This window comes from Simplicispira suum (assembly GCF_003008595.1).
Lineage (GTDB): Bacteria > Pseudomonadota > Gammaproteobacteria > Burkholderiales > Burkholderiaceae_C > Simplicispira > Simplicispira suum.
On record NZ_CP027669.1, the window covers coordinates 277,280 to 293,436 of the forward strand.

Below are 16,157 nucleotides of genomic sequence, written 5' to 3' on the forward strand. Positions count from 1 at the left end.
TGACGAGGGCTTATTTCATGAGCCGGCCGGTGCTGCCGATCACGGTGACTTCCACGCTGCGCGAGCCGATGCGGTTGGTGGGTGAGTAGCTGATCACCAGGCCGCCCAGATCAAATTTCTGTAGCGATTCAAGCGCCTTGATCACCCGCTCGCGCGTAGGCGCAGGCCCGGCGCGGCGCAGCGCTTCCACGAGTACTTTGGCACCCAGAAATTCTTCGAAGCTGGTGTAGTTCACCTCGGCGCCAGGGGCGTACTTGGCCAGCAGTTGCTGGTATTCGCGCACCACCGGGAGTTTGGGCTGATAGGGAAACGGAACCACCTGGCTGATCCCCAGGCCGTGGGCATTTTCCAGGCCCGCCAAGCGAACGATTTCGGCGGGGTTGACCACCGAGATGTTGTAGAGCTGCGCCCCGCCGCCTGTCTCGCGGTATTTCTTGATGAATGCCGCAGAGGCCTTGTTGATCGCAATCATGATCACCGCATGCGGGTTGGCGGCCGAGATGGACTTGACGGCGCTGGCTACATCGTCGGTGTTGCGTGGGTAGCCTGCCGACGCCACGAGCTTGAGCTTGCGCCGTGCCAGCGCGGCCTCCACGCCCTCCAGGCCCGACTGGCCAAAGCCATCGTCCTGGTACATCACCGCGATGCGGTTCATGCCCAGCGTGGTGAGCTGCTGCACCATGTGCTCGGCTTCGTCGACATAACCGGCGCGCACATGAAAAATCCAGGGGTTGAACGGTGTGCGCAGCGATTCGCCGCCGGTATAAGGTGCGACCAACGCGGCGCCCCCTTCAGCCAATACGCCGTCCTTGAGCAATTGCGTGATGTTGGCCGTGCCGGCAAAGCCGAACAAGGCCACGACATCGGGCCGTGCCAACAGTTCGCGGGTGCGCGCCACCGTCTTGCTCACGTCGTAGCCATCATCGACCACCAACTGGTGCAGCGTGGCGCCATGCACGCCGCCCTGGGCATTGACGGCGTCAAAGTAAATCTTTCCGCCGAGCACCATTTGCTCGCCGGTACTGGCCAGCACACCGGTCAGCGGAGCGACCTGACCAATGACGATTTCGGCAGCGCGCGCCGCACCCTGGCCAAGCAGCGCAAGCGCCATGCAGACGGTGGCGAGCGTGCGCGACCAGGCGGCGCCCATGCGCAGGTAAGAAACTGAATTCATGGCTGGCTCCTGGGGATAAAAATGGCCCCGCACGGCCGAAGCGGTGCGAGGCTCGAAGCTCTCACTCGGGCACCGAGATGGCGCCGGGGGTGAGTACGATCGCATCGGCGGCTGCCGGCACGGTGGCAATCGCTGGCAAGTTGCCCGTGCCGAGTGCCGGCGCACTGCCAGGGGTTCCGCCGCGAGGCAGGGTGCGAACCACCTGGCTCGCCGGCAGTGCCGCGCCGCTGCTCAGGTGCGCGTACATGGCGTCCAGCGCACGGTTCAGGTAGATGTGCAGCGGCACGTAGCGGCTGTCGTAGCCCGGTAGCACCGCAGGTAGACCAATGAAGCTGTCGAAATGCTGGGCGTTTGCCACTTCGATATAGGACAGGCGACTGGCCGTACCTTCCACCTTGCGGTTGAGTGCGGCGTAGGGGCGCGAGGTGTGGTTCACCGGCAGCAGCGCGTCGGCGCGGCCATGCACGATCAGCGTGGGCTTGCCGTGCAGATTGCCATTGCGGCGCGTCTCATCCAGGCCGGCTTGCAGCTTCTTGGCGGCGGCATCGGTGCCCGTGACCAGGTTGCGCAGGCACACGGCGCCATCCAGGTTCCAGTCGAAGGCACCTGCTGGCGAGGCCGAGAGGAAGTCGCGCGCCGGCCCAAATTTGCCCAGGTTGTTGACCAGTTGCACGCCGCTGGTGGGCGGCACGCCGTTGCCGGTGGCAAACATGCCCGCCAGCGCGGCGGATGCAAGCGGCGTGACGGCGCCGGCCGCCGTCGTGGCGGCGTAGCTGAACCCGCAAAGGTTGTCCCGCACGCTGGCGCTCGAGAGGCTGTTGGCGAAGGTCACTGCCACGGCCGGGGCCACTTCAAACGCGGCAAGCGAGGCGTGCAGGTCGTTGGACTCGGGCTCCCAGCCATAGTCGCGCAGCTTCTGCAAAGCCTCTTCGGCCTGGGTGGGCGTGGTGCTGGCGCTGAGCAAACCACGCGCTGCCAGGCTGGCACAGCGGTTGGGAGCGATCGGCAGGGCCGTGCTGGCAAAGCCGGCGGCAAACCCCGCCGCATACGGCGTGGACGCAATCGACGGTGCCAGGGCTGCGCAGGCCTGGTACAGATTGGCAACGGTGGTGAAGTCCACGAGCGGCTTTGCCGTGGTGGCCACGACCGCGCCACCGCGCTCCACACGCACGCCGGGGTTGGCCGGCATCTCGATGGCGGGCTCCGACACAGCGACGCCGCTGATCCAGCCGTCTGCGTCCTGCTCGGCTGCGGCAATGGCCGCGCCGCCGCCGTTGGAAATGCTCGATGCAATGGTGATGGTGTTTTTCGGCGTGAAGGTCTTCAGGCGCTCGCCGCCTTGCACTTCGCCATAGCGTTCGTTGATGGCCCAGAAGGCAAATTCCACGGCCTGCAAGGTGGTGCGGCCCCAGTCGCGCTCGGCGTTCTGGCCAGAATGCGCGTGCTTGAAGGCAAAGCGGTTGGGCGTGGCGGCGTTGAACGCTGCCAGCTCCGTGGCGCTGAGGCCGGCGTTGAACGCGGCGCTCTTGCCGGCGGCCGCCGCCGAGCTGCGCGTGCCATCGATGAGCGGCACGGTGTCGTTCTGCAGATCGTGCGGCGCGCCGCCGGTCCCCTTGTCGGAATAGGCCACCGCGCAGCCGCGCTTCAAGCCCCATTCGCCGGTGGAAATGCCACCGTACACCCCGCGCGAGCCCGAGGCCGTGGCAGTGATGATGCAGGGTTTTTTCGGATCGAAGCTGGCGGGCAGTTGCACCATCAGCGTGACGTTCTTGCGGCCGCTTCCGTCGTCGGCAAAGGCCAGGTATTCGGTGCCCGCGACCTTGCCCTCGCCAGCCGTCACCTTGCCTTCGGCGTCCACGTTGGGCCCGTAGAAAGTGCCGTAGCCGCCAGCGGCGGTCATATCCAGCATGGCGCGGTAGTTGGTATGAATAGCGGCACGGCGCAGTTCGGCGGCGGTGGGCGCCAGGGCATTGGCGTAGGCAGGCGGCGCTGGCGCAGCGAGGCCCGAGGCACCCAGGCCTGCCGTCAGCAAATCGTCGGATGCGCCGTCGTAGTTCGTGGCCCGCACAGCGCCCAGAAAACCGGGCGCGGTGTTGGTGTTGCTTTCACTGCTGCCGCCGCAGGCAGCCAGCACGGCTGCCGCTAGCAGGCTTGGAATCAAAGGGTGTCTTGCCATCTTCATGCGCTTGTCTCCTGGTGGTTATTGGTGAACGCGAAGAACGAGAAATCAGGCACCGCCGCGCCGCGCCGCACTGGCGCGCAGCCGGCCGACGACACCGGTGGGAAAGTAGTAAACCGACAGTACGAAGAGCACGCCCAGCCAGAGCAGCCAGCGGTCGGGCGAGAACAAGGCGGCGAGCCAGGGCAGACCGCTTGCCGCCTCGTTGCCCAGGCGCAGCAAATCCTGCAGGTAACTTTGTGCGATGAGAAACAGCACGGCGCCAATGGCTGCGCCGTAAATCGTTCCCATGCCGCCGATGACGACGATCAGCAGCACGTCGATCATGATTTCAAACGACAGCGAGGTGTCCGGCCCGTTGTAGCGCAGCCAGATCGCCAACATGCAGCCGGCAAGACACGCGAACAGGGCCGAGAGCACAGAAGAGAGCGTGCGGTAGACCACCACGCGGTAGCCAATGGCCTCGGCGCGGAACTCGTTTTCGCGAATCGCCTGCAGCACGCGACCGAAGGGCGAGTTGACGATACGAAGCATCGCCAGCACCAACACCACGGCCGCAACAAAGAGCAGGTAGTACGTCAGCAAGCGCCCATCAAGCGACACACCCAGAAAGGGCTCTTCGGCAAATTCGTGGCTGGGCGTGAGCAGTTCGGGCAGGCGAAAGCTCAGGCCGTCCTCGCCGCCGGTAATCTCGAACAGCTGCGAAGCCAGCGTCTGGAACGCCGCCGCCACGGCGAGCGTGATCATGGCAAAGAAGATGGCCCGCACCCGCAGCGAAAACAGCCCCACGGCAAGCGCGAGCACGAATGACAGCGCAAGCGCCCCCAGGATGCCCACCGCCAGTGCATCCCAGCCAGCGCCCATGCGCGTGCTGGCCACCGCCACACCGTAAGCGCCGATGCCAAAAAACATGGTGTGCGCAAAGCTCACAATGCCGGTGTAGCCCAGCAGCAAGTCAAAGCTGGCCACCAGTACAACAAAGATCAGCACCTTGGCAGCCACCGAGAGCGCCTTGACGCCAGGAAACAGGAAGGGCGCGAAAGCCAGACCCAGAAAGATCGCGACCAGCACCACGGTCAGCACGCGGCTGCGCGGGTAATCGCCAGAGAGAATTCGATTCAACATGCGAGCTTGTCTTTCAAGGAGCTACAGCGGTCTGCGTCAGCTGCGCGAGGTACGCACAACGCGCCCAAACCAGCGGCCGCCCTGCAAGGGCCGCCCCGCCGCAGCGGTGGCGTCCCTCTTCCAGGGGGAAGGCGCGAAGCGACTCAGGGGGTACTTCATCTGTTCGTGACCGGATAAACGCCCTGGGGACGCCAGAGCAGGATGGCGACCATCAGCGCGATGTTCGAAAACAGCGCCACCTTGGGGATCAGAAAACCGGTGTAGTTGGCCATCAAGCCCACCAGCAGCGCGCCAATCAGCGCCCCGCCCGTGCTGCCCAGCCCGCCAATGATGATGACGATGAAGATCAGCACGTTGACCTGCGCACCCATCTGCGGAATCACGCTCTGCTGGTACAGGCCCCACATCACGCCGCCCAGGCCGGCAAGCGCGCTGCCGGCGACAAACACGCCGATGAACAATCGCCGGATGCGGTAGCCCAGCGACTCGACCATCTCGCGGTCCTGCACGCCGGCGCGGATCAAAAGGCCCACCTTGGTGCGCGCCAAGGTCCAGGCCAGGATGCCGAAGACCAGCAGGCCCACGACCACGGCAATGAGGCGGTATTTCTCGATGGCAGCGTCGCCGACGAAGAGCGAGCCTTGCATGCCAGCCGGCAGCGGCAGCGGAATCTGCGCCGGCCCCCAGATCATCTTGATGATTTCTTCACCGATGATCATTCCGCCCATGGTGATGAGAATCTGCTTCAGGTGCTGGCCATACACCGGCCGCACGATGAAGCGCTCGAACGCCAGGCCCACGGCACCCGCCACCAGCATGGCAATCAGCATGGCCGGGATCACGGCCACCAGGTTGCGCCACAGCTCCTGCGAGCCGGTCCAGTCGCCCATGCTGCCCAGCACGCTGACGGCGACGAAGGCGCCCAGTGCAATGAACACGCCGTGGCCAAAGTTGAGCACGTCCATCAGGCCAAAGATCAGCGTCAGGCCCGAAGCGATGATGAAAATGATCATGCCCATCGCCAACCCGGCCACCGTGAGCGTGAGCCAGGTAGAGGGTGAGCCGATAAACGGCAGTACCGCCAAGGCCAGCAGAGGCACCAGGGCGAGCGGCTTCCAGTCGAGTTCGCGCCAATTCATGCTGCACCTCCGGCGCGTGAACGATTTACTATTGATTGCATAGCTGCAAGCGCAGGCGCAATAAGCGCTAGAGGCCTAAAAGTCTGTAAATTCATAGCGCCAACCCCAGCAGCGAGCGCTGCAGCGCCTCGTCCTGCGCGAGCGCCTGCATGCGTCCGGCGTGCACGACGACGCCGTTGTCCATGACCGCCACGTTGTCGCCCAGGCGCTTGGCGAAGTTGATGTTCTGCTCGACCAGCAAAATCGTGACGCCGCGCTTTTTGAGCTGATCGAACGCGTCGATCATGTTGTTGATGATGGCGGGCGCCAGTCCCTTGCTGGGCTCGTCCACGATGAGCAGTTCGCGCGGCTCGACGATGGCGCGTGCCACCGCCAGCATTTGTTTCTGCCCGCCCGAGAGCTTGCCGGCAGGGTGGTTCCAGAACTTCTCCACCGCAGGAAACAGCCGGAAGATCCAGGCCAGACGCTCGGCGTCGATTTGGGCGGCGGTGCGCGCGCTGCGTGCGGCAAGCACCATGTTTTCCCTGACCGTCAGGTCCCCAAAGATGCCCATGGTTTCGGGCACATAGGCGATGCCGAACCCGGCAATCTGGGGCGTGGCCAGGCGCGTGATGTCCTGCCCCGCGAACTTCACCGTGCCCTGGGACGCGCGCCACAGGCCCATGACGGTGCGCAGCGTTGTCGTCTTGCCCGCGCCATTGCGCCCGAGCAGCATGGTGACTTCGCCACGCGGCACCGTCAGGTCGACGCCGTGCAGGATGTGGTACGCCGCGATGTGCGTGTGCACACCGGAGAGTTCGAGCAGCGGCGCGGCACTGTCGGTGTGGGCAGTTGCAGTGGTCATGCTGCTTCCTCCTGCACCACGCCCAAGTAGGCTTCCTGCACCACGGGCGAGGCAATCACCTCGGCGGGCGCCCCGTCGGCCACCAGCGTGCCGTTGGTGAGCACGATGATGCGGTCGGCGAGTTCGCGCACCACATCCATCTTGTGCTCCACCAGCAGGATGATCTTGGTTTGGTCTTTCTTCAGCTCGCGGATCAGGTTCAGGATCACGGGCGCCTCGTCGTGGCTCATGCCGGCCGTGGGTTCGTCAAACATGTAGACCTGCGGCTCCAGCGCCATCAAGAGCGCCACTTCGAGCTTGCGCTGGTCGCCGTGCGGCAAGCTGGCTACAGGCGTGTCGGCGCGATCGCGAAGTGACACGCTGGCAAGGATGGTGTCGGCCTTGGCGATGAGGTCAGCGTGCTCGCTCCAGATGCTCCAGAGGTTGAGGCCGCGCCGGTGCTTACCCTGTTGGGTAGCCTGCACCGCCAGGCGCACGTTTTCCTGCACAGTGAGTTGGGGGAACAGATTGGTCAGCTGAAATGCCCGGCCCAGACCGGCCCGCGCACGTTCTGGCACCGACAAACCCGAGAGTTCGCGCCCACCCAGCAGAACCTGCCCCTTGGACGCCTTGAGCTGCCCGGAAATCAGGTTGAAGTAGGTCGTCTTGCCCGCCCCGTTCGGGCCGACGATGGCCGTCAGCGTGCCGGGTGCGAAGGCGCAGCTCACGGCATTGACGGCGACGTGGCCACCGAAGCGGATCGTCAGGTCTCGGGTTTCAAGCATGGCACGAAGAATTTAGGCAAAAAGTGGCTCTAGCGCTTATTGCGTAAGCGCTTGCAGCTATGAAAAACGTAACAACCGAGCGCTACGACAAAACCGGCGACGGTCTAGGCCAGCAGACGCCACGCAAGGGCCGCCCCGCCGCGCTGGCGTCGTCCCCCTTCCCGCAACGCGCAGCGTTGCGAGAGAAGGGGCTGAGGGCCGCAGCTCCAAGCCTGCCTGCGCAGGCTTGGACGGCTCCGAAGGGCTTGCGCCTCTGGCGCTTGCTCGGAGCGGCAAAGCCGCTCAGGGGGATGCTCACCGGTTGTTCCGGATCGGAATGTCCATCTCTTCGGGCTTGATCTCGTGCACCAGCTCGGGCACGCCCCAGGCAAACGCCGGATCGTTCTTGATCTTGAAGTGGTACATGCTTTGCATCGCCTGATGGTCTTCCTTGCGGAAGGTCATCTTGCCCTTGGGCGTGTCGAAGCTCATGCCTTCCATGGTCTTGATGAGCTTGTTGGTGCCAGTGTCGCCATTCGTCTTCTTGAGCGCCGTCACCAGCGCCATGGCTGCCGAGAAGCCGCCTGCGGTAAAGAAGTCTGGTGGCGTCTTGAACTCTTTGTAGTGCGCGGTCACCAAGGCGTCGTTCACGGCGTTCTTTGGAATGCCGAAGTAGTAGTAGGTCGCGCCTTCCATACCGGGGAAGTTCTTGTAGCTCGCCATGGCGGGGAGAATGTTGCCGCCGGTGAAGACGTCGATGCCGTAGCGCTTCTTCAGGTCTTGCGCAGCCAGGGCGTTGAACGGAGGCGTGCCACCGGCCCAGATCACCTCAATCGCCTTCTTGCCCGGCTTGTCCTTGAGTGCATCGACGATGCGCTGAATACCGGCGGTGAAGTCGGTGGTGTTCTGTGGCAGGTATTCCTCATGCCCGATCTTGGCGTGCTTCAGGTTGGCCTTGAAAGCCTTCACACCGTCGCGGCCAAACGCGTAGTCCTGTGCCAGCGTGGCCACGGTCACACCATCCTTGTCCATCGCCACGGCGTTGCTGATGGCATCCTGGCTGGAGTTGCGGCCGGTGCGGAAGATGTATTTGTTCCACTTGTCGCCAGTGATCGAATCGGCCACAGCGGGCTCAACCAGCAAAATTTTCTTGTATTCCTCGGCGACGGGCAGCATGGCCAGCGCGACGCCCGATGAGGTGGGACCGACGGCGATGTCGGCCTTGTCGTCTGCGTAGGCAGCTGCCAGCAGGCTCTTGCCCAGGTCGGGCTTGCCCTGGTCGTCGCGCTCAATCAACACCAGCTTCTTGCCCGCCACCATCATGGTGCCGCCGGTGGCGTACTCCAGGCCCATCATCAGGCCGGTCTGGGTCTGCTTGCCATAGGCTTCGAGCGGACCCGTCTTGCTGTAGACGTGGGCGATGCGGATTTCTTCGGCCGCAAAAGCGGATACAGAGACCGTGGCGGCGAGGGCCGCGAGTGCGGTGAAGGTGCGACGATGCATGGAATGCCTCCTGTTGTGATGCAGGCATTGACTGCACGGACCGTGCCAACTCGCAAGCTATTGATTTATAAGCATTTCATTGTTACGAAATACTTTTTTGTCTGATTATCATACGAATTAATGTCTAATATTCAGACGTTCGTCTAATTTTTATTCAGGGTTTTCCAGGCGTCCATAGAGCGTGGCACGTGAAATACCCAGTGCCCGCGCCGCTGCCTGCTTGTTGCCGGCCGAGGCGCGCAATGCCGCCGCAATGGCGCGCTGTTCGACTTCCGCCACCTGCTCCGCCAGCGGCCGCAGCAAGGCGCGATCGTCCGCCACAGCGGGCGCCGCTTCCGCCAGCGGCGCGGCCGGCTCGACGCCGGTTTCCCGCAGGATGCGGGTCAACTGCTCGGCATCGATGCTCTGCGATTCGCTGCGCATGGCGGCCTGCTCAAGCACGTTGCGCAGCTCGCGGATGTTGCCGCGCCAGGGTTGGCCCATCAACAATGCCAGCGCGTCGGGCCGCAGCTCCGGCGTCGCAGTGCCGTTCCTCAGCGCCATGTCTTCGCCCAGCAATTCAACCAGCGCCGGGATATCGCTGCGCCGCTCACGCAGCGGCGGCACGCGCAGCGGTAGGACATGCAGACGGTAGTACAGGTCTTCGCGAAACGTTCCCTCCCGCACCAGCGCGCTCAGGTCACGCGAAGTGGCCGCCACCACGCGCACGTCAAACGGCACCAGCTGGTTCGAGCCCAGCGGCTCGATCTCGCCCTCCTGCAGCGCGCGCAGCAGCTTGGCCTGGAGGCTTTGCGGCATGTCGCCGATTTCGTCGAGGAACAAAGTGCCGCCGTCAGCCAGCTTGAACTTGCCGTCGCGCGGCTTGCGGTCCGCGCCGGTGTAGGCGCCAGGCGCGACGCCAAAGAATTCGGCCTCCAGCAGCGTGTCGGGCACGGCAGCGATGTTCACGCTGACAAACGGCCCGGCCGCGCGCGCCGAGGCAGCGTGGATCGCGTGCGCCAGCAGCTCTTTGCCGGTACCGGTCTCACCTAGAAGCAGCACCGGGCTGGAGGACTGCGCCGCACGCCGCGCCTGGCGCTTGACTTCTGCCGCAGCCGGGCTGGAACCGACAAAGCTGGCAAAGGTATGGCGTGCGCGCCGCGTGCCGTCACCGCTGCCGGCGCGCAACTGGCGCCCGCGCTGCACCGCAAGTTCGCGCCGGGCGTCGTCCAGATCGCGCTGCAACAATGCGAACTTGCTGATCAGCGGCTGCAGCGTGGTCTCGGGGTGGTCAAAGAGCACGATGCCGATGGCACCAATCACCTGCTCGTCGTCACCGCGCAGCGGAATGCGGCTGACCACAAAGGTGCCCGCGCGGTTCGTGAGGAGGTCGATCAACACCGCCTCACCCGTTTCCAGCACGCGGCGCATCTGCGTATTGGGGATGACGTCCTCGACCATATGGCCCAGGAACTGGTCCACGTGGGTCAGCCCGAGTTCCGGCAGAAAGCGCTGATAGCCCTCATTCACCCAAACGATGCGCCCGCTCAGATCCACCAAAAACATGCCCTGGCTGACACTGGAAAACAGATGAAACATTGAGCGTGCCGCCAGCTCAAGAATGCCTTGGGCATCGAGCGGCAACGCAGGGGTGTCGGGGGCAAGCGCGTCCATGGGGCGGATGGTAACGCCCCGTAGCAGGAGGTTCAATGAACTATTGTTTTGATAGCTGCAGGCGATTTCCCATCAAGCGCTGGAGGCCATTTTTTGCACAAACTTTGCTTGTGTCGCTGGCGGAGCACCTTCGCACTCGGCGAATGCAAAATAAACACTATGGACAAAGCCCAGACCGTACGCATCGACAAATGGCTGTGGTGCGCGCGCTTTTTCAAGACGCGCAGCCTCGCCGCCGAGGAAATTGCCAAAGGACGCGTACGCGTCAACGGCACCGTCACCAAAGCTTCGCGCGAACTGCGGCCCGGCGACACGGTGGACTTGCGTCAGGGCCAGGTGCCGCGCACCGTCGTGGTACGCGGCCTGAGCCAGGTGCGCGGGCCCGCCTCCGTGGCGCAGTTGCTGTACGAAGAAACCCCGGAGAGCCTGGCGGAGCGCGCGGCCGCTGCCGAGCGCCAGCGCCTGGCACCAGAGCCGGCAGCGGCACTGCACGACGGGCGGCCAACGAAGCGCGACCGCCGAGACATTGACAAGGCACGCGACTGGGGCAGCCGCTGGAGCGCATCGCTCGATGAATAAGCGGCTGCGCCCGGAAAAAACGCTTGGCGGTTTATAGTGAACCTGGGTAAGGCCCTTCCCGACACTCCCCGCGCCAGCCGCTTGAAGGAAAGAGAAACGATGTTCCCTGAATACCGCGACCTGATCACCCAACTCAAAAATACCGACCACCATTTCACGCGCCTGTTCGACAAACACAACCACCTGGACGAAAAAATTACCCAGATGGTGGCAGCCACCGGCCCCTCGGCGGATCTGGAAATCGAAGCGCTCAAGAAACAGAAGCTGCAACTCAAGGACGAGCTTTACGCCTTGCTCAAAGCCAAGGCCGAGTCGGCCTGACGCGCGCGAGGCTCGGCTTCCAAGCGAGTCGGCCCTCGCAGGGCATCACCATTTCGCTCAGCGGTAGCTGCTGAACACGCGGGTGTTGCCGTCGCGGGCCACCAGCAGCACGTCGTACGGATCGCGCCGACCGCCGTAAACCGCACCGTCCATACCCGGTGAGCCCACCGGCATGCCGGGCACGGCCAAGCCCAAGGCTTTGGGTTTTTGCGCGAGCAGCTTGCGCACATCGCTCGCGGGCACGTGGCCTTCAAGAAGATAGCCGCCGACCAGCGCCGTGTGGCACGAACCGAGCTTTTGCGGCAGGCCTAGCCGGCTGCGCACTGCGTTGTTGCCGCTGTCGTGCACTTTGACGGCAAAGCCGTTCTCCTCCATGTGCACCACCCAGTCCTTGCAGCAGCCGCAGCTGGGGTCCTTCCAGACCTCGACGGCCAGAGGGTCCGTGGCGGCCCGCGCCAGGCGCGGGGCGACCATGGCTGCGCCGAGCAGGCCCAACGCAGTCAGCAGGTGCCGCCGTGGCACGGGCTTTGCCTCTGCGGGAAAGCGATCGGTTGCAAAAGCCTGGGGTGCGGATACGTTTGAAAAGATGTGGGGCATGGAATTTCCTTGGGTATTGAAGTTTGGGCCAGAAGCCGTGTTGCTGCTCGCAAGCAGCCTTATTCACGGCGCGAATCGAGGGCAACAGCCAAGCCGAGGAGGCTCCCGCGTGCGGCATGTGCGCAGGAATGGGACGTCTCAGCTCAGGCCACCCGGCGCGCAATGGGCGGTTTGAGGGCCGGCGCCAGCGCTGCACTGGCAAAGGCCCAATCAGCCTGCGCAGCGGGCAGTGGAGCGCCCAAACCTGCGGACCCCGCCGCCCCCGGCAAAGGCAGCGCTACTGCGTGGCAGAGCAAGCAGTCCGCGCAGGCAGCACAAGCAAGGGTTACCGCGTCGCCATCAGCGCAGTGCGTGGCCGCCGCTTCGGCGGCCGCTGGCGCGCAACGCTGGCCGGCCGCCAGCGCCACATCGGCGCCCAGCAGCATGCGCAGCACCAGCAGAGACAGAGCAAGACAACGAAGCAAACGGCGCATGCCTGCATGGAGCATGCCACGCACCAAGTGGTTCCCCACTGCGACCGCTATTGCAATCGTTTTTATAGCTGCTCGCGCACCCTGTATAAGCGCTGGAGGCATTTTTTACCGATTTTTTTGATCTGCTCCTTGGCCTCTGCGCTGAACGGGTTCCGCGCGCAGCATGCGCAGGCCATTGGCCACCACCAGCAAGCTGGCGCCCATGTCGGCAAACACCGCCATCCACATCGTGGCCTGCCCGGCCAGCGCCAGCGCCAGGAACACCAGCTTGATGCCCAGCGCCAGCGCAATGTTCTGCACCAGCACCTGGTGCGTGCGGCGCGAGAGGCGCACCGTCTCAGCCACGCGGCGCAGGTCGTCGTTCATGATCACCACGTCGGCGGTTTCCATGGCCACATCGGTGCCGGCGGCGCCCATGGCAAAGCCGATGTCGGCCTGCGCCAAGGCGGGCGCGTCGTTGATGCCGTCGCCCGCCATGGCGGTCATGCCGTGCAGTTTTTGCAATGTGGCGATGGCGCCCTGCTTGTGCTCGGGCAGCAGATCGGCCTGCACCTCGTCGATGCCAGCGGCGCGGGCGGCGGCCTGCGCAGCGGCGCCATGGTCGCCGGTGAGCATGATGGGCGTGATGCCCAGAGCACGCAGTTCGGCCACTGCTTCTATGGCCTGCGGGCGCAAGGTGTCGGCCACGGCAAACAGCGCGCGCACGCCGCCGCGCTCGGCCAGGAAGGTCAGGCTGCGGCCCTGGGCCTCGTGCTCGGCGGAAGCAGCCGCTACCGTCTCGGTCCACAGGCCCTGCTCACGCATCCAGCGCCGGTTGCCCAAGGTCCAGCGCTCGCCGCCCACCCTGCCCTCGACGCCGCGCCCGGCCTGGGCAGTGAAATCGCTCACTTCGGGCAGATTGCCATCGTGCGCACCCAGCCCCTGCGCGATCGCCTGCGACACCGGGTGGTCCGAGCGGCTCGCCAAGGCCAGCGCCACGTCGTGCGCCGCGTCGCTGCCCAAGGCGCTTTGCCCCACCAGCACCGGCCGGCCGGTGGTGATGGTGCCGGTCTTGTCAAAGGCCACGGCACGAATACCGCGCGCCAGCTCCAGCCAGGCCCCGCCCTTGATCAAAATGCCGCGTCGCGCCGCCACAGCCAGACCGCTGACCACGGTGACCGGCGTGGAGAGCACCAGCGCGCAGGGGCAGGCAATCACCAGCAAGACCAGCGCACGGTAAATGGCGTCCAGCCAGGCCCAGCCGAGCAGCAGCGGCGCGCCGACGGCCACCAGCACGGCCATGGCAAACACGGCCGGCGTATACACGGCGGCAAAGCGGTCCACCAGCCGCTGCGTCGGCGCACGCGTGGCCTGCGCCTCCTCGACAGCGCGAATGATGCGGTCCAGCGTGGTGTGGCCCGAAGCAGCCGTCACGCGCATCTCCAGCTCGGCCTGGGCGTTGAGGGTGCCGGCAAACAGCGGATCACCCAGCGTTTTGTCCACCGCCAGGCTCTCCCCGGTGACGCTGGATTCGTCCACGGCGCTGGCGCCGCGCGTCACGCTGCCGTCCAGCGGCACCCGGCCACCAGGGCGAATGCGCAGCGTGTCACCCAGCGCCACGTCGGTGGCCGGCACGCTGCGCCACTGACCATCCGCGCCGAGCCGGTCCGCCCGATCGGGGCTGAGCGCCAGCAAGGCGCCAATGGCATGGCGTGCCCGCCCCACCGCTCCCTGCTCGATGCGCTCGGCCAGCGCATACAGCGCCATCACCATCGCCGCCTCAGGCCACTGACCAATGGCAAAGGCGCCGGTCACCGCCACGGCCATGAGCGCACTGATGCCCAATTGCCCACGCATCAGCGAGCGAACCCCGCTTTGGTAGACGCCCAGGCCCGCCAGCACAATGGCCACCGCCGCCAGCACCATGCCGCCCGCGTGCCAAGGCCAGGTGTCGGGCCCGAGCAGGTGCAGCAGCTCTGCTGCGGTAGCGGCAAGCAGGCCAGCCGCGATACGCGCCCAGCCGGGCAAGACACTGTGGTCGTGGCCGTCGCCGTGCTGCCGATCGGGGGCACGGCTCCCGGCATGCGCATGACCTGCGTGCGCCCCATTTGGGTGCTCGCCGTCGCCCGCGTGTTTGCCGCTGCAGCGGGCTTGATCCGCTGCAGCGGCGTCTTCTGCCACAGGGCAGCAGGAGAGGGAAATGCGCGGGCCGACAGGGCCTGTAGTGGTGGTCTCGGCTGACATGAAATCCTTGCAATCAACGCGGTTGTAGGCCGCAATGGCACCATTGGAATCCTTGAAGCCACTTGAAGGTCAAGCCATGCCCCTACAGGACACCGCCGTGTGGCGGATTGGCGAGGCGGCGCAACGTTCTGCGGTGTCCGCCGCCAACATCCGCTTTTACGAGAAAGAAAAGCTGCTGGCGCCCAGCGCGCGTGCGGACAACCGCTACCGCCTTTACAGCGACGCCGACGTGCACCGCCTGCGCTTCATTCGCCTGTGCCGCACCATGGACATGTCGCTGGGCGAGGTGCGCACGCTGGTGGCCCTGAACGCCCAGCCGCCCGCCGACACGCATGCGGCCTGCCACACGCTGGACGAGCATCTGGCCCACGTGCGCGCCCGGCGCAAGGAACTGCAGGCACTGGAGCAAGATCTGCGTGCGCTGCGCAGCCGCTGCGATGGCAGCGACGACGCCCACTGCCATGTGCTTGATGCGCTGCACGCCCAGGCCGACGCGCAGGCGAATGCCGCACCCGGCGCAGCGCTGGCCGGCGCACCGCCAAAGCGGCATGTGTAAGCTCAACGCATCGGCGCGAATGCCGCATGACCCTTGGACACCGCGCACGGACCCAAGGAGACCGCCTGCAGGCGAGCCGCCCAAAATCAAGGACACTCGCTGGCTCATGCACGCAGCATCTCCATGACACCCCTCTCCCGCCGCCAGCTCATTGGCCTCGTGCTGCTCACCCTGATGTGGGGCCTGAACTGGCCGGTGATGAAGCTCGCGCTGCGCGAGATCAGTCCGCTTTATTTTCGCGGGCTGACCATGGGGCTTGGCGCGCTGATACTGGCTGGGTACTTTGGCATGCAAGGCATTCGTCTGATCCCCCGAGGACGTCCGGAATGGCAAACCGTGGTGGTGCTGGGGCTGCCCAACATCCTGGGCTGGCATGCACTGTCCATCATCGGGGTGGCGCACCTGCCGGCCGGGCGCGCGGCCATTCTCGGCTTCACCATGCCGGTATGGACGGTGCTTCTGGGCGTGCTGCTGTACCGCGACAAGCTGACCCCGCGCTTGGTGCTCGCCGTGGTGGCCGTGCTATCGGGCATTGCGCTTTTGCTCTGGAATGAATGGGCACAACTGGCGGGGCGCCCAGAGGGCATTGCCTGGATGCAGGGGGCAGCGCTCTGCTGGGCCCTGGGCACGATCTGGATGCGCCGCGCGCAGCTGACGCTGCCTGCCCAGACCCTCGTGGTGTGGATGATGCTCATGTCGGCAGCCGTGATCATGCTGCTGGCAGTGGCGCTGGAGCCTCCCCAGCGCTGGCATTTCAGCACCGCAGTGTGGGTGAGCCTGGTGTGGAGCGTGCTGATCAACTATGGCGCGGCGCAGGTGATCTGGTTTGCGCTGGCGCGCGAGCTGCCGGCGGCCACCAGTGCCATGAGCGTGATGGCAGTGCCCCTCATCGGCACCTTGAGCGCACCGCTCATCGTCGGCGAATGGCCCCATTGGCAGGACATGGCGGCGATGGTGTGCGTGGTGGCGGCGATTGGCGCCGTGTTGCTGCGGCGTTCGGGGCAAGCCTCAAGCGAAAAAGCCCTAAGTGAATCCATCACTTAGGGCT

The 16,157-nt window shown here is 65.2% G+C and carries 15 protein-coding genes; 4 read left to right on the forward strand and 11 right to left on the reverse strand.

Annotated features, from left to right (window positions below):
• Positions 1 to 10: 10 nt before the first annotated feature.
• From C6571_RS01325 to C6571_RS01365, 8 genes are all read right to left on the reverse strand, one after another.
• Positions 11 to 1,174 (reverse strand): ABC transporter substrate-binding protein, encoded by a 1,164-nt coding sequence (locus C6571_RS01325; RefSeq protein ID WP_106445101.1) that lies wholly within the window; start codon positions 1,172 to 1,174, stop codon positions 11 to 13.
• Positions 1,175 to 1,235: 61 nt separating this feature from the next.
• Complete coding sequence (locus C6571_RS01330) at positions 1,236 to 3,356, reverse strand: D-(-)-3-hydroxybutyrate oligomer hydrolase (protein WP_170094650.1); 2,121 nt, start codon at positions 3,354 to 3,356, stop codon at positions 1,236 to 1,238.
• A 45-nt stretch (positions 3,357 to 3,401) separates the two neighbouring features.
• The gene (locus C6571_RS01335; protein WP_106445102.1) at positions 3,402 to 4,478 is read right to left on the reverse strand and encodes a branched-chain amino acid ABC transporter permease; all 1,077 of its coding nucleotides are present in this window, start codon (positions 4,476 to 4,478) and stop codon (positions 3,402 to 3,404) included.
• Between the two features lie 155 nt (positions 4,479 to 4,633).
• Entirely contained in the window at positions 4,634 to 5,617 is a 984-nt protein-coding gene (locus C6571_RS01340; protein WP_106445103.1) for a branched-chain amino acid ABC transporter permease, read from the reverse strand.
• A 91-nt stretch (positions 5,618 to 5,708) separates the two neighbouring features.
• Positions 5,709 to 6,461, reverse strand: a complete 753-nt coding sequence (locus C6571_RS01345; RefSeq protein WP_106445104.1) for an ABC transporter ATP-binding protein — start codon at positions 6,459 to 6,461, stop codon at positions 5,709 to 5,711.
• Positions 6,458 to 7,225 (reverse strand): ABC transporter ATP-binding protein, encoded by a 768-nt coding sequence (locus tag C6571_RS01350; protein WP_106445105.1) that lies wholly within the window; start codon positions 7,223 to 7,225, stop codon positions 6,458 to 6,460. The genes C6571_RS01345 and C6571_RS01350 overlap by 4 nt, the downstream gene beginning before the upstream one ends.
• Before the next feature lie 294 nt (positions 7,226 to 7,519).
• Positions 7,520 to 8,707, reverse strand: a complete 1,188-nt coding sequence (locus C6571_RS01360; RefSeq protein WP_106445107.1) for a substrate-binding domain-containing protein — start codon at positions 8,705 to 8,707, stop codon at positions 7,520 to 7,522.
• Between the two features lie 150 nt (positions 8,708 to 8,857).
• Positions 8,858 to 10,360, reverse strand: a complete 1,503-nt coding sequence (locus C6571_RS01365; protein WP_106445108.1) for a sigma-54 interaction domain-containing protein — start codon at positions 10,358 to 10,360, stop codon at positions 8,858 to 8,860.
• 159 nt (positions 10,361 to 10,519) lie between these two features.
• Here C6571_RS01365 and C6571_RS01370 point away from each other — a divergent pair, with 159 nt between their 5' ends.
• Positions 10,520 to 10,939: an RNA-binding S4 domain-containing protein gene (locus C6571_RS01370; protein ID WP_106445109.1), complete on the forward strand. Its 420-nt coding sequence runs from the start codon at positions 10,520 to 10,522 to the stop codon at positions 10,937 to 10,939.
• A gap of 99 nt (positions 10,940 to 11,038) precedes the next feature.
• Entirely contained in the window at positions 11,039 to 11,260 is a 222-nt protein-coding gene (locus tag C6571_RS01375; RefSeq protein ID WP_106445110.1) for an HP1242/YdcH family protein, read from the forward strand.
• 57 nt (positions 11,261 to 11,317) lie between these two features.
• On the opposite strand, the gene C6571_RS01380 is transcribed toward C6571_RS01375, so the two are convergent.
• The 3 genes from C6571_RS01380 to C6571_RS01390 all read right to left on the reverse strand — a co-directional run bounded on the left by C6571_RS01380 (position 11,318) and on the right by C6571_RS01390 (position 14,553).
• On the reverse strand, positions 11,318 to 11,734 hold the full coding sequence (locus C6571_RS01380; protein WP_106447966.1) for a DUF411 domain-containing protein: 417 nt from the start codon (positions 11,732 to 11,734) through the stop codon (positions 11,318 to 11,320).
• A 266-nt stretch (positions 11,735 to 12,000) separates the two neighbouring features.
• Complete coding sequence (locus C6571_RS01385; protein WP_146139287.1) at positions 12,001 to 12,330, reverse strand: hypothetical protein; 330 nt, start codon at positions 12,328 to 12,330, stop codon at positions 12,001 to 12,003.
• 105 nt (positions 12,331 to 12,435) lie between these two features.
• A complete protein-coding gene (locus tag C6571_RS01390; RefSeq protein WP_245901349.1) occupies positions 12,436 to 14,553 on the reverse strand; it encodes a heavy metal translocating P-type ATPase in 2,118 nt (705 codons plus the stop codon).
• Between the two features lie 76 nt (positions 14,554 to 14,629).
• Here C6571_RS01390 and C6571_RS01395 point away from each other — a divergent pair, with 76 nt between their 5' ends.
• Positions 14,630 to 15,109 carry a Cd(II)/Pb(II)-responsive transcriptional regulator gene (locus C6571_RS01395; RefSeq protein ID WP_106447967.1) on the forward strand — a complete coding sequence of 160 codons (480 nt, stop codon included), beginning with the start codon at positions 14,630 to 14,632 and terminating at the stop codon, positions 15,107 to 15,109.
• A 123-nt stretch (positions 15,110 to 15,232) separates the two neighbouring features.
• Positions 15,233 to 16,153, forward strand: a complete 921-nt coding sequence (locus tag C6571_RS01400) for a DMT family transporter (protein ID WP_106445113.1) — start codon at positions 15,233 to 15,235, stop codon at positions 16,151 to 16,153.
• Positions 16,154 to 16,157: the final 4 nt, after the last annotated feature.